General features: G+C 60.2%; 12 protein-coding genes, 3 tRNA genes and 1 riboswitch. Of the genes, 9 read left to right on the forward strand and 6 right to left on the reverse strand.

The window, feature by feature from the left end; translation table 11 throughout:
• The first annotated feature begins 143 nt into the window (after positions 1-143).
• Complete coding sequence (locus AC1DOG_RS11265) at positions 144-1478, forward strand: dicarboxylate/amino acid:cation symporter (protein WP_477928030.1); 1335 nt, start codon at positions 144-146, stop codon at positions 1476-1478.
• A gap of 104 nt (positions 1479-1582) precedes the next feature.
• Here the strand turns inward: AC1DOG_RS11265 and AC1DOG_RS11270 are convergent, their stop codons facing one another.
• Both AC1DOG_RS11270 and AC1DOG_RS11275 read right to left on the reverse strand, forming a co-directional pair.
• A complete protein-coding gene (locus tag AC1DOG_RS11270) occupies positions 1583-2836 on the reverse strand; it encodes a cytochrome P450 (protein WP_477928032.1) in 1254 nt (417 codons plus the stop codon).
• Positions 2837-2887: 51 nt separating this feature from the next.
• Entirely contained in the window at positions 2888-4096 is a 1209-nt protein-coding gene (locus tag AC1DOG_RS11275) for a GGDEF domain-containing protein (RefSeq protein WP_113199633.1), read from the reverse strand.
• Positions 4097-4526: 430 nt separating this feature from the next.
• Here AC1DOG_RS11275 and clpP point away from each other — a divergent pair, with 430 nt between their 5' ends.
• From clpP to AC1DOG_RS11305, 6 genes are all read left to right on the forward strand, one after another.
• The gene (gene clpP, locus AC1DOG_RS11280; protein WP_026283311.1) at positions 4527-5165 is read left to right on the forward strand and encodes an ATP-dependent Clp endopeptidase proteolytic subunit ClpP; all 639 of its coding nucleotides are present in this window, start codon (positions 4527-4529) and stop codon (positions 5163-5165) included.
• Between the two features lie 282 nt (positions 5166-5447).
• Positions 5448-6725 carry an ATP-dependent Clp protease ATP-binding subunit ClpX gene (clpX, locus tag AC1DOG_RS11285; RefSeq protein WP_018900222.1) on the forward strand — a complete coding sequence of 426 codons (1278 nt, stop codon included), beginning with the start codon at positions 5448-5450 and terminating at the stop codon, positions 6723-6725.
• Between the two features lie 415 nt (positions 6726-7140).
• On the forward strand, positions 7141-9555 hold the full coding sequence (lon, locus tag AC1DOG_RS11290) for an endopeptidase La (RefSeq protein ID WP_018900221.1): 2415 nt from the start codon (positions 7141-7143) through the stop codon (positions 9553-9555).
• Between the two features lie 205 nt (positions 9556-9760).
• Positions 9761-10036: a DNA-binding protein HupB gene (gene hupB, locus AC1DOG_RS11295; protein WP_018900220.1), complete on the forward strand. Its 276-nt coding sequence runs from the start codon at positions 9761-9763 to the stop codon at positions 10034-10036.
• Positions 10037-10158: 122 nt separating this feature from the next.
• Positions 10159-10308, forward strand: a riboswitch (FMN riboswitch).
• An 88-nt stretch (positions 10309-10396) separates the two neighbouring features.
• Positions 10397-11299 carry a DMT family transporter gene (locus AC1DOG_RS11300; protein WP_477928035.1) on the forward strand — a complete coding sequence of 301 codons (903 nt, stop codon included), beginning with the start codon at positions 10397-10399 and terminating at the stop codon, positions 11297-11299.
• A 129-nt stretch (positions 11300-11428) separates the two neighbouring features.
• Positions 11429-12031: an inorganic diphosphatase gene (locus tag AC1DOG_RS11305; RefSeq protein ID WP_113199630.1), complete on the forward strand. Its 603-nt coding sequence runs from the start codon at positions 11429-11431 to the stop codon at positions 12029-12031.
• Positions 12032-12106: 75 nt separating this feature from the next.
• Here the strand turns inward: AC1DOG_RS11305 and AC1DOG_RS11310 are convergent, their stop codons facing one another.
• The 4 genes from AC1DOG_RS11310 to AC1DOG_RS11325 form a co-directional block, all read right to left on the reverse strand.
• Positions 12107-13093 (reverse strand): aldo/keto reductase, encoded by a 987-nt coding sequence (locus AC1DOG_RS11310; RefSeq protein WP_477928037.1) that lies wholly within the window; start codon positions 13091-13093, stop codon positions 12107-12109.
• Positions 13094-13193: 100 nt separating this feature from the next.
• Complete coding sequence (locus AC1DOG_RS11315; protein ID WP_477928039.1) at positions 13194-13700, reverse strand: DUF3833 family protein; 507 nt, start codon at positions 13698-13700, stop codon at positions 13194-13196.
• Positions 13701-13789: 89 nt separating this feature from the next.
• On the reverse strand, positions 13790-14395 hold the full coding sequence (locus AC1DOG_RS11320) for a class I SAM-dependent methyltransferase (RefSeq protein WP_477928041.1): 606 nt from the start codon (positions 14393-14395) through the stop codon (positions 13790-13792).
• A 130-nt stretch (positions 14396-14525) separates the two neighbouring features.
• Positions 14526-14601: transfer RNA gene (locus AC1DOG_RS11325), tRNA-Val, on the reverse strand.
• A gap of 414 nt (positions 14602-15015) precedes the next feature.
• On the opposite strand from AC1DOG_RS11325, the gene AC1DOG_RS11330 reads away from it, so the two are divergent.
• Positions 15016-15092 (forward strand) — tRNA-Asp (locus AC1DOG_RS11330).
• A 52-nt stretch (positions 15093-15144) separates the two neighbouring features.
• A tRNA-Asp gene (locus AC1DOG_RS11335) sits at positions 15145-15221 on the forward strand.
• Positions 15222-15822: the final 601 nt, after the last annotated feature.

Below are 15822 nucleotides of genomic sequence, written 5' to 3' on the forward strand. Positions count from 1 at the left end.
AGCCTTTTGAATCATGGCGATATTGCGGCGCGCGGAAACTGGCACGGCCATTGCAAAGTAGCTGCGAATAGCCGGAAGGCTGTTGATTGAAACGCAGTTGCCCCGGGAGGCCGGTCAGGTTGGGGGGCTTTATGGAGGACACTATGGGTGTTGCAATTCCAGCCGCCGAGCCGCGGACAAAAATGCCGTTCTACCGGCATCTCTATTTCCAGGTCGTCGTCGCCATCATCGCCGGCATGCTGATCGGTCATTTCTGGCCTGATTTCGGCGCCAGCCTGAAGCCGCTCGGCGATGCCTTTATCCGCCTCGTCAAGATGATCATCGCACCGGTCATCTTCCTCACTGTCGCAACCGGCATTGCCGGCATGTCCGACCTGAAGAAGGTCGGCCGCGTCGCCGGCAAGGCGATGCTCTATTTCATCGTCTTCTCGACGCTGGCGCTCATTGTCGGCCTCATCGTCGGCAACCTGCTGCATCCGGGCGCCGGCATGAACATCGATCCGGCGACGCTCGATGGCAAGGCGGTCTCGACCTACGCCACCAAGGCGCATGAAACGACGATCACCGGCTTCCTGATGAACATCATCCCGGAAACCATCGTCGGTGCGTTCGCCCAGGGCGATATCCTGCAGGTTCTGTTCTTCTCTGTGCTGTTCGGCATCGCGCTCGGCATGGTCGGCGAGAAGGGCAAGCCGGTCACGGATTTCCTGACCGCGCTCACCGCCCCTGTTTTCCGCCTCGTCGCCATCCTGATGAAGGCTGCCCCAATCGGTGCATTCGGCGCCATGGCGTTCACCATCGGTAAATACGGCATTGGCTCGGTCGCCAATCTTGCCTACCTCATCCTCACCTTCTACATCACGGCGCTTCTCTTCGTGCTGGTCGTGCTGGGTGCGGTTGCGAAGTATAACGGCTTCTCGATCCTGTCGCTGATCCGCTACATCAAGGAAGAGCTGCTGCTCGTCCTCGGCACCTCCTCGTCGGAAGCGGCTCTGCCGGGTCTGATGCAGAAGATGGAACGCGCCGGCTGCAAGCGCTCGGTTGTCGGCCTAGTCATTCCGACCGGCTATTCGTTCAATCTCGACGGTACCAACATCTACATGACGCTGGCCGCACTCTTCATCGCCCAGGCAACCGGCATCGATCTGTCGCTTACCGACCAGATTCTGCTGCTTCTTGTTGCGATGCTGTCGTCCAAGGGTGCTGCTGGCATCACCGGCGCCGGTTTCATCACGCTGGCCGCAACCCTGTCGGTCGTTCCCTCGGTCCCGGTCGCCGGCATGGCGCTGATCCTCGGCATCGACCGCTTCATGTCGGAATGCCGCGCTCTGACCAACCTGGTCGGCAACGCTGTCGCCACCGTCGTGGTCGCCCGCTGGGAAAATGAACTCGACCAGGAAAAGTTCGCCGCCGCCATGGCCGGCCAGCTGCCGGAAGAGCTCGATCAGCCGGTTCCGACGCTGCAGGCAGCCGAATAGGCCAAGTAGTCAGAGAACAGCCTGCCGCCGCCCGGCAGCTGTGCCTCCCAAGGCGGATGGCCGCGCTCCCGAAAGGGAGCGCGGTCGTTTTGTTTGGTCGTTTGTCACCGAGAGGGCCAGCTGAGATCGAGCCGGTCGAGACCATGGAAATGGTAGACGTCCTTGACCTCGGGCGTCTTGGTCAACTTCAGGCCGGGCAGGCGCTCGAACAGGATCGGCAGCACCACGTTGAGCTCCAGCCGCGCCAGCGGCGCGCCGATGCAGAAGTGAATGCCGGCGCCGAAGGAGAGGTTGGCGGCTTCGCGGCGATCCGGCTTGAAGGTCAGCGGATCGGTGAATTTCAGCGGGTCGAGATTGGCCGCGGCCAGGATCAGGCTCACCTTGTCGCCGCGCTTGAACAATATGCCGTCGATCTCGGCAGGCTCGAGAGCCCAACGCTGGAAGATGTGAACCGGCGCGCAGATGCGCAGCGATTCCTCTACGGTCCGCTCCGTCGTTTCCTCGTCCTTGAACAGTTCTGAAGGCGCAAAGCCGCTGTCGAGGATCATCCGCACCGAGTTGCCGATCTGATGCACCGTTGCCTCATGCCCGGCATTGAGGAGCACGATCGTCGTCGAGACGAGCTCGTCCTCGGTCAGATACTGGCCCTTGTGTTCGGTGTGGATCATGTGCGTCAAAAGATCGTCGCGCGGATTGGCGCGGCGCTCGGCGATCACGGTCTTCACGTAGTCCGCGAATTCCTTCGCGGCCTTTTCAGCGCCATCTTCGTCGGCGCGGGTGCGGCCGAAAAGGTACATGCGGATATAGGCGTGCGACCACTTGAGGAGCTGCGGCCCCATCTCCTCGGGGATGCCGATCATCCGCGCGATCATCGTGACGGGGATGATGTCGGCGAAGGCCGAGAGCAGCTCGACCTCGCCCTTGTGCTCGAACTGGTCGATCAGCCGGTTGGCGAGCTCCTCGAGCTCCGGCTTCATCTTCTCGACGTGGCGCGAAACGAAAGCGCGGTTGACGAGCGTGCGCAGGCGCGTGTGTTCCGGCGGCTCGAGCTCGAGCAGGGAGTAGCGTTCGGCGAGATCGAAATTGACGACGTGCTGGTCGGGCTCGGGAAGCCCCAGCTCCTCGCGGCTGGCGATATGCAGGATCTGCCGGCCGAAGCGGCGGTCGCGCAAAAGCGCGTTCACATGGTCATATGAGGTGAAGAACCACTGCTTCTGCTCTTCCCAGTAAAATGTGGGACAGTGGGTATGCAATGCCGCGTATGCGGCATTGGGATTGCTGTAGAACAAGGGGCTGCGTGCATCGATGGAAACGCGGCGCGCGGCGGGGTCAATGGACATGTAAGGCAATGTGATCATGCCCGAGGCTTAGCGGATTTGCCCAACCTCGGGAAGAGAGCACACCTATTGTCAGCGTCCAAGTGAACCTACGCGACGCAGCGCATGTATCTGGTCGTCGAGTGTCGGCACGAGCTCGCCCGTGGTGTGATCCGGCTTTTCTTCCGGTGGCGGGGGTGCTGCCGCCTCGGCCTCACCGAAGGTGACGGTGCAGTTGCGGCCTGCGGCCTTGGCGGCATAAAGCGCGCGGTCGGCTGCCGATACCAGCTTGTCCATATTGGCCTCGATGGGCGAGGCAAGGGCGACACCGATGCTGACGGTGGCCGGAATGATGGCATCGCCGGTGCTGACGGGAACGCGGCAGAACTCGGTGCGGATCGTCTCTGCGAGCGCCTCGGCCTCGGTCTGGTCGGCGACGCTTGCGAATGCGCCGAATTCCTCGCCGCCCATGCGGCCGAACACGCCTGCAGGCGTAAACTGCTGCGCCATGCGGGCAAAAACCGTCAGCACGGCATCGCCGCCTTGGTGGCCGAAGCGATCGTTGATGCGCTTGAAGTTGTCGAGATCGAACAGAAGAACGGCGACCTGGCGGTTCTCGTCGAAGGCCTTCGTCTGGATGCGCGTGAACTGCGCAAACAGGCCGCGGCGATTGAGGACGCCCGTCAGCGTGTCGGTCAGGCTGAGAATACGCAATTTCTGCTCCGAGCGCTCCATGATGAGACGAACCGTCAGCGCGCAGGCGAGCGTCAGCATCAGTGCCGTACCCATGGCGGCGAGGCCCGCGATATTGGCCGCTTCCATATCGCCAGGCGAGAGCACCGCAACCGCGCCGGCGGCGATAAAACAGACGCAGGCCTGCAGAATGAACATGACCGCGAGCTTGGCGCGCGCCGATTCCCGGTTGAGGCCGGGCGAGCTGACCGCCATGGTCAGCGCCGTCGCGCCCGTTGCCGAGGCTAGATTGTAGAGGGCGACCCGGTTCGGATAGTCGTCGTGGACCCAGGGCAGGAACACGCCGGCCAGCCAGACGACCGGCGGCAAAAGCACCCACCACTCGATCTTGCGTCGATCAAGCGCAAGATATCCAGCTACCCAGGCGCTCTGGCCCACCAGCGCGATCGTATTGCCCACCTCGACCGACAGGTAGCTTGGAACGTGGCCGCGCAACGCGACCAATGCAAATCCGATGCCGCTGAGCGCAAAGCCCCAGCCCCAATAAAAATAAGTCTTATCTCGGACATTATGGCGCCAGGCAATGAACGCGACCAGCGCGAGCGTCATAGCCTCGGAGCACCAAATGGCCAGTCCTGTCGTAACATTGAACACGGCAATACCCCTTGTATGGCCGCATCCTCGCTAAATAAGCTGGCGACTTTGTTAATCGCGGAGCGGCAGCCCGCGGGCCTCGTCGGTTATCTGGCGATAGGCTTTCCACGAGGTAAATGACCGGTGTCCCATACCGGGCGAATTCAGCATTTCTTCATCTTGCTGAAGAGAAAATCTGTGAGCCGGGAGTATGGCCCACCGCCGTTAATGACGGTTTCGAAGAATCTCCCTACAGAGGGCCCATGAAAACAGGCATGGTTTCCCACCGTCTTAACGTTATCCCAAGGCGCGTCTTGAAGAGAAGGGTAGGGAAGTTCTATGTAGGGATAAGGCATTTTCTTTGATTCCCGGCGTCGGGCCGGAAAGACGTTGACAAAGGACGCACATGAGAAACCCAGTCGATACCGCTATGGCCCTCGTGCCGATGGTTGTGGAACAGACCAATCGCGGTGAACGCTCCTACGACATTTATTCGCGCCTGCTCAAGGAACGCATCATTTTCCTGACGGGTCCGGTCGAGGATCACATGGCGACGCTCGTCTGCGCCCAGCTGCTTTTCCTCGAAGCCGAGAACCCCAAGAAGGAAATCGCGCTCTACATCAATTCGCCGGGTGGCGTCGTCACCGCCGGCATGGCGATCTACGATACGATGCAGTTCATCAAGCCTGCCGTTTCGACGCTGTGCATCGGCCAGGCCGCCTCCATGGGCTCGCTGCTTCTCGCAGCCGGCGACAAGGACATGCGCTTCGCCACGCCGAACTCGCGCATCATGGTTCACCAGCCGTCGGGCGGCTTCTCGGGCCAGGCTTCGGACATCGAACGTCACGCACGCGACATTCTCAAGATGAAGCGCCGCCTGAACGAAGTGTACGTCAAGCACACGGGCCGGACCTACGAGGAAGTTGAAAAGACGCTCGACCGTGACCATTTCATGGATGCGGCGGAAGCCAAGGACTGGGGCGTGATCGACAAGGTCCTGACGTCTCGCGTCGAGATCGAAGGCGCTGCGCCTAGTCAGAACTAGGGATGGTGTTTTCCCCGCCACAGTTCTATCTCATTTGTGATCGAACTAGGGAATAAACCGAGTGGCGGGTGAACCATTCTCAAGTATTAATGCTATGTTGAATTTTTATGACATAGCATTTGGCTTCGAAGGGGAGTTCGTTGCCGCCGGGGCCAAGACGGCCTAGTCTGGACCCGGTTCGTACCCCTTGACGGCCTTGGCCGGCTGTAGCTCCAAGTGGGGCAGGCCAATGAGTTGACCGCACTTTCACCTTGAAATGCGGCGTGCTGGAAGGAAAGTGATATGAGCAAAGTCAGCGGCAGCAACGGCGGCGACTCTAAGAACACCCTGTACTGCTCCTTCTGCGGAAAGAGCCAGCACGAAGTCCGCAAGTTGATTGCCGGACCGACAGTTTTCATCTGCGATGAATGCGTCGAATTGTGCATGGACATCATCCGCGAGGAAAACAAGTCCTCGATGGTCAAGTCCCGTGATGGCGTTCCCACGCCCCAGGACATCATCAAGGTCCTCGACGAATACGTCATCGGCCAGCGTCAGGCGAAGAAGATCCTGTCCGTTGCCGTTCACAATCATTACAAGCGTCTCGCGCACGCCACCAAGAACGGCGAAATCGAGCTTGCGAAGTCGAACATCATGCTGGTCGGTCCGACCGGTTGCGGCAAGACCTATCTTGCCCAGACGCTCGCCCGCATCATCGACGTTCCCTTCACGATGGCCGATGCCACGACGCTGACCGAAGCCGGCTATGTCGGTGAAGACGTCGAAAACATCATCCTGAAGCTTCTGCAGGCTGCCGACTACAACGTCGAGCGCGCGCAGCGCGGCATCGTCTACATCGACGAAGTCGACAAGATCTCGCGCAAGTCCGACAACCCGTCGATCACCCGCGACGTTTCGGGCGAGGGCGTGCAGCAGGCGCTTCTGAAGATCATGGAAGGCACGGTCGCTTCCGTACCGCCGCAGGGCGGCCGCAAGCATCCSCAGCAGGAATTCCTGCAGGTSGACACCACGAACATCCTGTTCATCTGCGGTGGCGCCTTTGCCGGTCTCGACAAGATCATCTCGGCCCGTGGCGAAAAGACCTCGATCGGCTTCGGCGCAAGCGTTGCCGCTCCGGATGACCGCCGCGTCGGCGAAGTGCTGCGCGAACTGGAGCCGGAAGATCTCGTCAAGTTCGGCCTGATCCCCGAGTTCATCGGTCGTCTGCCAGTTCTGGCGACGCTTGAGGACCTCGATGAGGACGCACTGATCCAGATCCTGTCGGAGCCGAAGAACGCGCTCGTCAAGCAGTACCAGCGCCTGTTCGAGATGGAAGACGTCGAGCTGACCTTCCACGAGGACGCCCTTCGCGAAATCGCCCGCAAGGCGATCACCCGCAAGACCGGCGCCCGCGGCCTTCGTTCGATCATGGAAAAGATCCTGCTCGACACGATGTTCGAACTGCCGACGCTTGAAGGCGTGCGCGAAGTCGTCATCTCCGACGAAGTCGTTCGCGGCTCCTCGCGCCCGCTCTACATCTACGCGGATCGCCAGGAAGAAAAGGCCAACGCCTCGGCCTAAGTATCAGCGCGATACGAACCGTGAATTTAAGGGGCTTGCCGTTGGCAGGCCCCTTTCTATTTGAAAAACCGTTCGCGGCATCTCCAAATGCCGATAAAACTTGCTGATGACGCCTGAAACCACGTTCGTTGCCGTTGCGAATTCATCCGCCCTTGGCAATTATGCAATGATTCCGTTGGTGTGTTTCGGCGTTGTATTTTAGCCGGTTCGGAAATGGTCAGCGCCGGTCCAGCTAGGCGCGACATAGTGAGGTGTTCCGTTGTAGCATAGCTGTCATGTCCAAGCGGACACGGGCCATGTGGCAGCTTGAAAAGCATAGTCAGAACCTCCACTTGTTAATCCAAGTGAGAGTGCGGCCGGTCCCAAACGGTCGCGCCAGAAGAGCCCGGCAACGGGACGATGGAAAGGAAATAAAATGACGAAGAAAACGTCAGTTGCGAGCACCGCTTATCCAGTATTGCCCCTGCGCGACATCGTGGTCTTTCCGCACATGATCGTACCTCTCTTCGTAGGCCGCGAGAAATCGATCCGCGCGCTCGAAGAGGTCATGGGCTCGGACAAGCAGATCATGCTCGTCACGCAGATCAATGCCAGCGACGATGATCCCGAACCGTCCGCCATCCACAATGTCGGCACCGTCGCCAATGTTCTGCAGCTGCTGAAGCTTCCCGATGGAACCGTCAAGGTTCTCGTCGAAGGCCGCGCGCGCGCTGAAATCGACGCCTACACCGACCGCGAGGATTTCTACGAAGCGCTCGGTCATGTGCTTGAAGAGCCGCACGACGATCCGGTCGAACTGGAAGCGCTGAGCCGCTCGGTCGTGTCCGAATTCGAGAGCTACGTGAAGCTCAACAAGAAGATTTCGCCCGAGGTCGTTGGCGCCGCCAGCCAGATCGATGACTACTCGAAGCTGGCCGATACGGTTGCCTCGCACCTGTCGATCAAGATCACCGAGAAGCAGGAGATGCTGGAAACCACCAGCGTCAAGGCACGCCTCGAAAAGGCGCTCGGCTTCATGGAAGGTGAGATCTCGGTCCTTCAGGTCGAGAAGCGCATCCGCTCGCGCGTCAAGCGCCAGATGGAGAAGACCCAGCGCGAATACTACCTGAATGAGCAGATGAAGGCGATCCAGAAGGAGCTCGGCGACGGCGAGGAAGGCCGCGACGAGATGGCCGAACTGGAAGAGCGCATCTCCAAGACCAAGCTCTCGAAGGAAGGTCGCGAGAAGGCCGATGCCGAGCTGAAGAAGCTGCGTCAGATGAGCCCGATGTCGGCGGAAGCCACCGTCGTGCGCAACTATCTCGATTGGCTGCTCGGTATTCCGTGGTCGAAGAAGTCGAAGATCAAGACGGATCTCAACAACGCCGAAAAGATCCTCGAAGCCGATCACTTCGGTCTCGACAAGGTCAAGGAGCGCATCGTCGAGTATCTGGCTGTCCAGGCTCGCGCGACCAAGATCAAGGGTCCGATCCTGTGCCTCGTCGGCCCTCCGGGTGTCGGCAAGACCTCGCTCGCCCAGTCGATCGCCAAGGCGACCGGCCGTGAGTATGTCCGCATGGCGCTCGGTGGCGTTCGTGACGAAGCTGAAATCCGCGGTCACCGCCGCACCTACATCGGCTCGATGCCCGGCAAGGTCATCCAGTCGATGAAGAAGGCGAAGAAGTCCAACCCGCTCTTCCTGCTCGATGAAATCGACAAGATGGGCCAGGACTTCCGTGGCGATCCGTCTTCGGCTCTGCTCGAAGTGCTGGATCCGGCACAGAACTCGACCTTCATGGACCACTACCTTGAGGTCGAATACGATCTGTCGGACGTGATGTTCATCACGACGGCGAACACGCTGAACATCCCTGCGCCCTTGATGGACCGCATGGAAGTCATCCGTATCGCCGGCTACACCGAGGACGAAAAGCGCGAGATCGCCAAGCGGCACCTGCTGCCAAAGGCCATCAAGGAACACGCTCTGCAGCCGAACGAATTCTCGGTTTCGGACGATGCCCTGATGGCGATCAGCCAGCAGTACACACGCGAAGCCGGTGTCCGTTCGTTCGAGCGTGAACTGATGAAGCTCGCCCGCAAGGCGGTCACCGAGATCATCAAGGGTAAGACGAAATCGGTCGCGGTTACCGCCGAGAACATTTCGGACTATCTGGGTGTTCCGCGCTTCCGTCACGGCGAAGCCGAGGGCGAGGATCAGGTCGGTGTCGTCACCGGTCTGGCCTGGACCGAGGTTGGTGGTGAGTTGCTGACGATCGAAGGCGTCATGATGCCGGGCAAGGGTCGCATGACCGTCACCGGCAACCTGAAGGACGTGATGAAGGAATCGATTTCTGCGGCGGCGTCCTACGTCCGCTCGCGCGCTGTCGATTTCGGCATCGAGCCGCCGCGCTTCGACAAGTCGGACATTCACGTCCACGTGCCGGAAGGTGCGACGCCGAAGGACGGCCCATCGGCCGGCGTCGGCATGGCAACCGCGATCGTCTCGATCATGACCGGTATCCCTGTTCGCAAGGACGTGGCGATGACGGGCGAAATCACGCTTCGTGGTCGCGTCCTGCCGATCGGCGGATTGAAGGAAAAGCTGCTCGCCGCACTGCGCGGCGGCATCAAGACTGTTCTGATCCCGGAAGAAAACGCCAAGGACTTGGCGGAGATCCCGGATAACGTGAAGAACAACATGGAGATCATCCCAGTGTCCCGTATGGGCGAGGTGATCAAGCATGCTCTGGTCCGCAGACCGGAGGCGATCGAGTGGGATGGCACGGTGGAAACGCCTGTTATCGCAACGGTCGAAGGGCACGACGAAAGCGGCACTTCCATCGCTCATTGAGCCTTGTTTGCCACATTCGTGCCCTATTGCTTAAAAACCCTGAAAAGGCTGGCATTTTTGCCAGCCTTTTTTTGTGAAAACCGTACGGAGACGCTTGCTTTTCCTTTATTTGCAGGCTCTTTGGGGTGCGGCGGGCCTGATGCACCATATTCCGTGCCCGGCTATAGATTTGAGTCGTTTCGAACCATTTGAAAGGGGTGGAAACATGAACAAGAATGAACTCGTGTCCGCAGTTGCCGAAAAGGCAGGACTCTCGAAGACCGATGCCGCTTCGGCCGTCGACGCTGTTTTCGAAGTTGTCCAGGCTGAACTCAAGGGCAAGGGCGACGTTCGCCTCGCTGGTTTCGGTAGCTTCACCGTTTCCCATCGCGCTGCCACCAAGGGCCGCAATCCGTCGACCGGCGCTGAAGTCGACATTCCGGCACGCAACGTGCCGAAGTTCACGCCCGGCAAGGGCCTGAAGGAAGCCGTCAACGGCTGATTGGATTTGCTTGGCAGCCGGGCAACGAGACCGGCAGCACAAGTATTCGAAGGGTTCGGCGAAAGCCGGACCCTTTTCGCATTTGCGAGACTTGCCGCGATCGCGGCTTTCAACTACGCATGGATCATTCTCAGGGCGGGGTGCAATTCCCCACCGGCGGTAAGAGCGCAAGCTTGAGCCCGCGAGCGCCTTTTCACCTCAGGTGAGAAGGGTCAGCAGATCCGGTTGAATTCCGGAGCCGACGGTCATAGTCCGGATGAAAGAGAATGAGCAGGGTATCGCGGGGCGGGTCGTCCGCCGCGTCGGCACCCGCGTTCATGCGTCCTGATTTATGTTGGTCCTTTTGTTCGGATGAATGACATGAATCAGACTACCCCGATTTCCATATCAGCATCGCGTGCACTCGCCGGCGCAAGCTGGATGGTGCTTGCCGGCATCGCCTTTGCCGTTCTCAACGTCGTCACCCAATGGCTGACGATGACCCTGGCCTTTCCGTCGGCCTCAGTGGCCTTCTGGCAATATGCCTTCGCGCTCGTCTTCTCGCTGCCCTTCCTGTGGAAGACCGGCCTTGGCGCAATGCGCACCCAATACCCCTGGCGCCACATCGTTCGCGTCGTGCTGGCCGCCCTCGGCGTCCAGACCTGGGTCGCGGGGCTTGCAAGCGTGCCGATCTGGCAGGCGATCGCGCTGGTGATGACCTCGCCCTTCTTCATCATCCTCGGCGCCCGCCTGTTCCTCGGTGAAAGGGTAGGGGCGGTGCGCTGGGGCGCCACGGCCTGTGGCTTCGCCGGCGCCATGATCATCCTGCAGCCCTGGTCGGACAGTTTCAGCTGGGCGGCACTGTTGCCGATCCTGTCGGCACTGCTCTGGGGCGCCTCGTCGCTGATCACCAAGAGCCTGACGGGGATCGAGAAGCCGGAGACGATCACCGTGTGGCTGCTCGTGCTCCTCACGCCCGTCAACGGCGGTCTCGCCTTTGCGGCAGGCTTTGCGATGCCAACAGGCACGGTGTTGATGCTGCTCGTCGCGGCTGGCCTGCTGACGGCGATCGCCCAGTATCTTCTGACGCTCGCCTACAGCGCCGCCGATGCCGCCTATGTCCAGCCCTTCGACGATCTGAAGCTGCCGCTCAACGTTCTCGCCGGCTGGCTGGTCTTCGGCTATGCGCCGGCTGGCTATTTGTGGCTCGGCGCCGCCCTGATCCTCTGCGCCTCGCTGTTCCTCATGCGCCACGAGATGAAGCGCGAGCGCGGAACCGCATAAGCGCTGCTTCGGGCGCTCACGCGATTGTCATGTGGATGATCCCGAGCGCCCGGCATATGTCACATCGCTGTAATGCAAACCCCATAGGCGAAGGGCGTTTCTTCGCAATGCCAATTGGGGGTATCTCTTATGAAGACCATTATTTCCGCGGCCGCTGCCGTTCTCTTCACGGCCGGCGTCGCCGCCGCTTCCGACTACGTTTCCTATCTCGACTATCCGCAGCCGAAGGACGACAGCAAGGAGTTCTTCACGGCGATCGAAATTCCGCAGGGAAGCTTCACCAAGTACGAAATCGACGCCAAGACCGGCCACATCGTCGTGGACCGCTTCCAGTCGATGCCGGTCATCTACCCGGCCAACTACGGCTCGATCACCAGCTCGCTCGGTGGTGACGGCGATCCGCTCGATGCGCTGGTCTACACCCGCGAGCCGGTCGTTCCGGGCGCCATCATTAAGGTTCGTGCCATCGGCATGCTGAAGATGATCGACGGCGGTGAGCAGGACGACAAGGTCGTTGCCGTTCCGGCCAGCGACATCGATCCGAGCTACGACAAGATCAAGGAAATCTCTGATCTTCCCGAGATCGAGCAGGAGCGCCTGCAGGCCTTCTTCCGTGTCTACAAGCAGCTGCCGGCCAAGCGCAAGGTTGTCGAACTGAACGGCTTCGAAAACGCCGAGAAGGCACAGGGCGAAGTCGCCGCCGCCATCAAGGCTTACGCTGAAAAGAAGTAATCCGGGCAAAGCCCAGATAAGGAAATGGCCGGGTCGATGCCCGGCCATTTCTGTTTGGTGAAATAGTTACAGCTGTTACCAGCGCTGATGCACATGCGGCGCGATCAGCCGGTCGTAAATCTCGTGGCTTGCGGCCATCACCTCATGCGTCAGCGGCGCCAGGCTGGCGGCCGCAGCATTGGCCTTCGCCTGCTCTGCATTGCGGGCGCCGGGAATGACCACCGTGACGGCGTCGCTCATCAGGATCCAGCGCAGCGCGAACGCCGCCATCGTGGCGCCCTCGGGAACCAGCTTGCGAACCTCTTCCACCGCCTGCAGGCCGACTTCAAAAGGAACCCCCGCGAAGGTCTCGCCGACATCGAATGCTTCGCCGTGGCGATTGAAGTTGCGATGGTCGTCGCTCGCGAAAGTCGTCTCGCGGCTGATCTTGCCGGAGAGCAGACCGCTTGCCAGCGGCACGCGGGCGATAACGGCAATGTTCTTCTGCCGCGCCTCCTGGAAGAACAGATGGCTCGGGCGCTGGCGGAACATGTTGTAGATGATCTGGATGCTGACCACGCCGGGGAACTCGATCGCCTTCAGCGCTTCCTCGACCTTCTCGACGCTGACGCCATAGCCGCGAATCTTGCCGGCCTTCTGCAGCTCGTTCAGTCCCTCGAACACCTCAGGGCGATAAAGCACCTCCGTCGGCGGGCAGTGCAGCTGCACGAGGTCGAGGCTGTCGACCTTGAGGTTCTTCAGGCTGCGGTCGATGAAGCCCTCGAGATTGGCCTTGGTGTAACCATCCGCCACATGCGGATTGAGCCGCCGGCCGGCCTTGGTCGCGACCATCGGCCGCTCGCCGCCACGGCTCTCGAGCACATCGGCGATGATCTTTTCCGAACGGCCGTCGCCATAGACGTCGGCGGTGTCGATGAAGGTGATGCCGGCATCGAGCGCCGCATTGAGTGCTGCGCGTCCATCAGCCTCGCTGACATCGCCCCAGGCGCCGCCGATCTGCCATGCGCCAAAACCGATATTGCTCACCGTATGGGGCAGGTGGCCGAAAGAATGCTGCTTCATGAAAAATCCTCCTCGTGATCGTCGACCACGGCACTAGCAGCCGACAACAGCGGCGACAAGCGCCCAGAGGAACAGATAGGGCAGCGTGCGGCGCCTGTCGCTACCGCTGCCGGGTAAAGTCGACCCGCACCTTGGCCACCGGAAATCCGAACTTGCTGACCCACGCGGTGTTGAGCAATGTTCCATCAGGCATCAGCCGCAAAGTGTCGTGGAACCTCACGATATTCTCTTTGGCGCTTGGATCGATATCGACCAGATAGCTGTACCGCGCCACATTGCCGTCGATCTTGACCATCGCCTTTCCAACGACGTCCTCCCGGGTTCCCGTATAGGCGCTCGGCGCCGTCTTGGTGAAGCGCCAGGTCTTCCGATCGCGCTCACCATCGGCATAGGCGAAATCCTCCCTAAGGGTCAGGATTTTGCCGTTCCAGCGACCGGTCAGCCTGACCTTGAAGCTGCGGTCAACGCCGTTGATCGCCTGGAAACGGCCAACAGCAATGCTCTTTCCGGCAAAGAAGTCCTCCAGTCGAAAGTCGCGAGCCGCGGCACCGGTTGCGGGCAGGCTCGCCAGAGTGAGGAGGACGGCAAGAAGAGGCGCGTTGCGCATGATCGATCCCTTCGCTGGCCGTAAATCGGCCTGTCAGCGCTTACGCCTGCGCGAGGGGAACGGATCAATGCCGACGATCGCCGGGCGACTCAGAGCCGCTTCAGGCAGAAGGAGAAGTGCGCATGCGATTCGACGGTCAGGAATTCGAACTGCCAGCCATAATCCTTGCAGAACTTGGTGACGGCCTCGACGACGCCATAGACGATCGGCTTCACCGTATTGCCGGTGCAGAAGTCATGACCAGCGATGCGGCCGGTCCGCTTGACCTTGCGGTCGCAGAGCAAAAGCTCCTGCCAGGTCAGTTCGAACGAGTGATCCGTGTCGATATAGGCCCAGTCGAGAAAATCGTCCTCGAACTCGGCGAGCTTTTCCAACGATGTGCCCTGCATCAGGTGCAGTTGCCCGCTTTCGATCTGCTTGCCGAACTGCGTATGGATCTGGTCGAGGCCGGAGCTGTAGCGGTCCATGCTCCAGGGATCGATGAGATAAAGCTGAGCCGGGCGATTCTTTTCGAGAATCTCCGCCGTGTACTCCCCGAAAGCCGCGCCGATCTCGACGCCGACGCCGCCATTGGGAATACGATAGAGCAATTCGCCACGATCGGGCAGCAGGCGCGCGTTTTCCATGTGGTGGGCGCTGAGCTGTGCGCGCGGCATGGCTGCCCGCTGTGCCTGGCGATCTTCGCGTGTTTTCATGATTCTATCTCCGCCTGAAGCACATGAGGTGCCGTTCGATTTGGCCGGAACCTAATCGCCGGAAACGGGATTAGCAACCGCAGCAAAATCAAAGCTGCCGGTCGATCAATCACATAAAGGGGAGAGAAAATGGTGGGCGATGAGAGACTCGAACTCCCGACATCCTCGGTGTAAACGAGGCGCTCTACCAACTGAGCTAATCGCCCTCCGCGGTGCGGATCATGTCCGCCGCGTCGATGGCCGTGATCTATGCGGATCGCGGACAAACCGCAAGAGCGTTTGTGAAGATTTTTTGATTTTTTTCGATCGGCCTCCGCCAATGCCCCGGTTTCTCGGTAATTCCGTCTGTGGAAAAGAAAAATCGACGAGGGGAGGGCCAAGGGGAGCTCGTGATAGGATCGTTCGCTAGCGGATATTTGGAGCGGCAGCGCCGGAAACGGTTCTTATATGCAGGCGATTTTCGATCTGATTTCATTCACCCACAAACAAATCGCAGGCTGTCATCGTTTTGTCTCCAAACCTGCTTGACACTCAAATGCGAACCCCGTAGTTAGCCGCTCATCGAAGCGGCAAGCTGCTTTGACACGGACGCGAAAGCATCCGGATTGCTTGAAATGAATGCGGGTGTAGCTCAGTCGGTTAGAGTGCCGGCCTGTCACGCCGGAGGTCGCGGGTTCGAGCCCCGTCACTCGCGCCATTTCATGTAAGTGCTGAAAAGCACAGTCCGGAACAACGCAGTCTGAAAATGCGCGGGTGTAGCTCAGTCGGTTAGAGTGCCGGCCTGTCACGCCGGAGGTCGCGGGTTCGAGCCCCGTCACTCGCGCCATTCTCTTCCAGAATGTCTCCATAATATACATCACCCACAAGGTGCGCTTGCGCCCCTTTCGGCCCATCGGCTGCGTGCCGCGCCTTGCACTCTTTTGGTCTGGTGCGCATCTCCATGCCTTTGCGTGGCGCTAGTGCTGCCAAGAGGGTAGGCGGCGCTGCGTGGCCCGCCAATAGCCGCCTCAGATGCCCTTCCAATGTCTCCCGATGTCCGGCTCGACCTGATGCGTCTTCGGATGCGGATAAAGCGGTTTATCCCTGTCGCACTCAATCCGCTGCTTGCCGATAAATAGATGTCGGAATGGTCTTGATCGGTGAGGCGCTACCGCTCAACTCCTGGCTTTAAGTAGCGTTTGCGCATGTCCGGAATCGCGGGTCTCAGGAGTGTGTCTGAAGCGCTCGTCGCACACCCGCCTTATCACCCTGCGCGGCCTGCTCGGTGACGCGGAGGCAGGCATTATCGACTGGCCGAAATGCCCTTTATTTAGCCGTTGGGCCTGCGACATAGCGACCCGATTGGCGCAGCTTTGCTATCGAATCGCAGCCGATCCTCCGGCTCATCCGCATTTCACTGCCTCACGATGCGGAAACGCGCGCCCAGC

Source organism: Rhizobium sp. 01N48 (assembly GCF_056399145.1).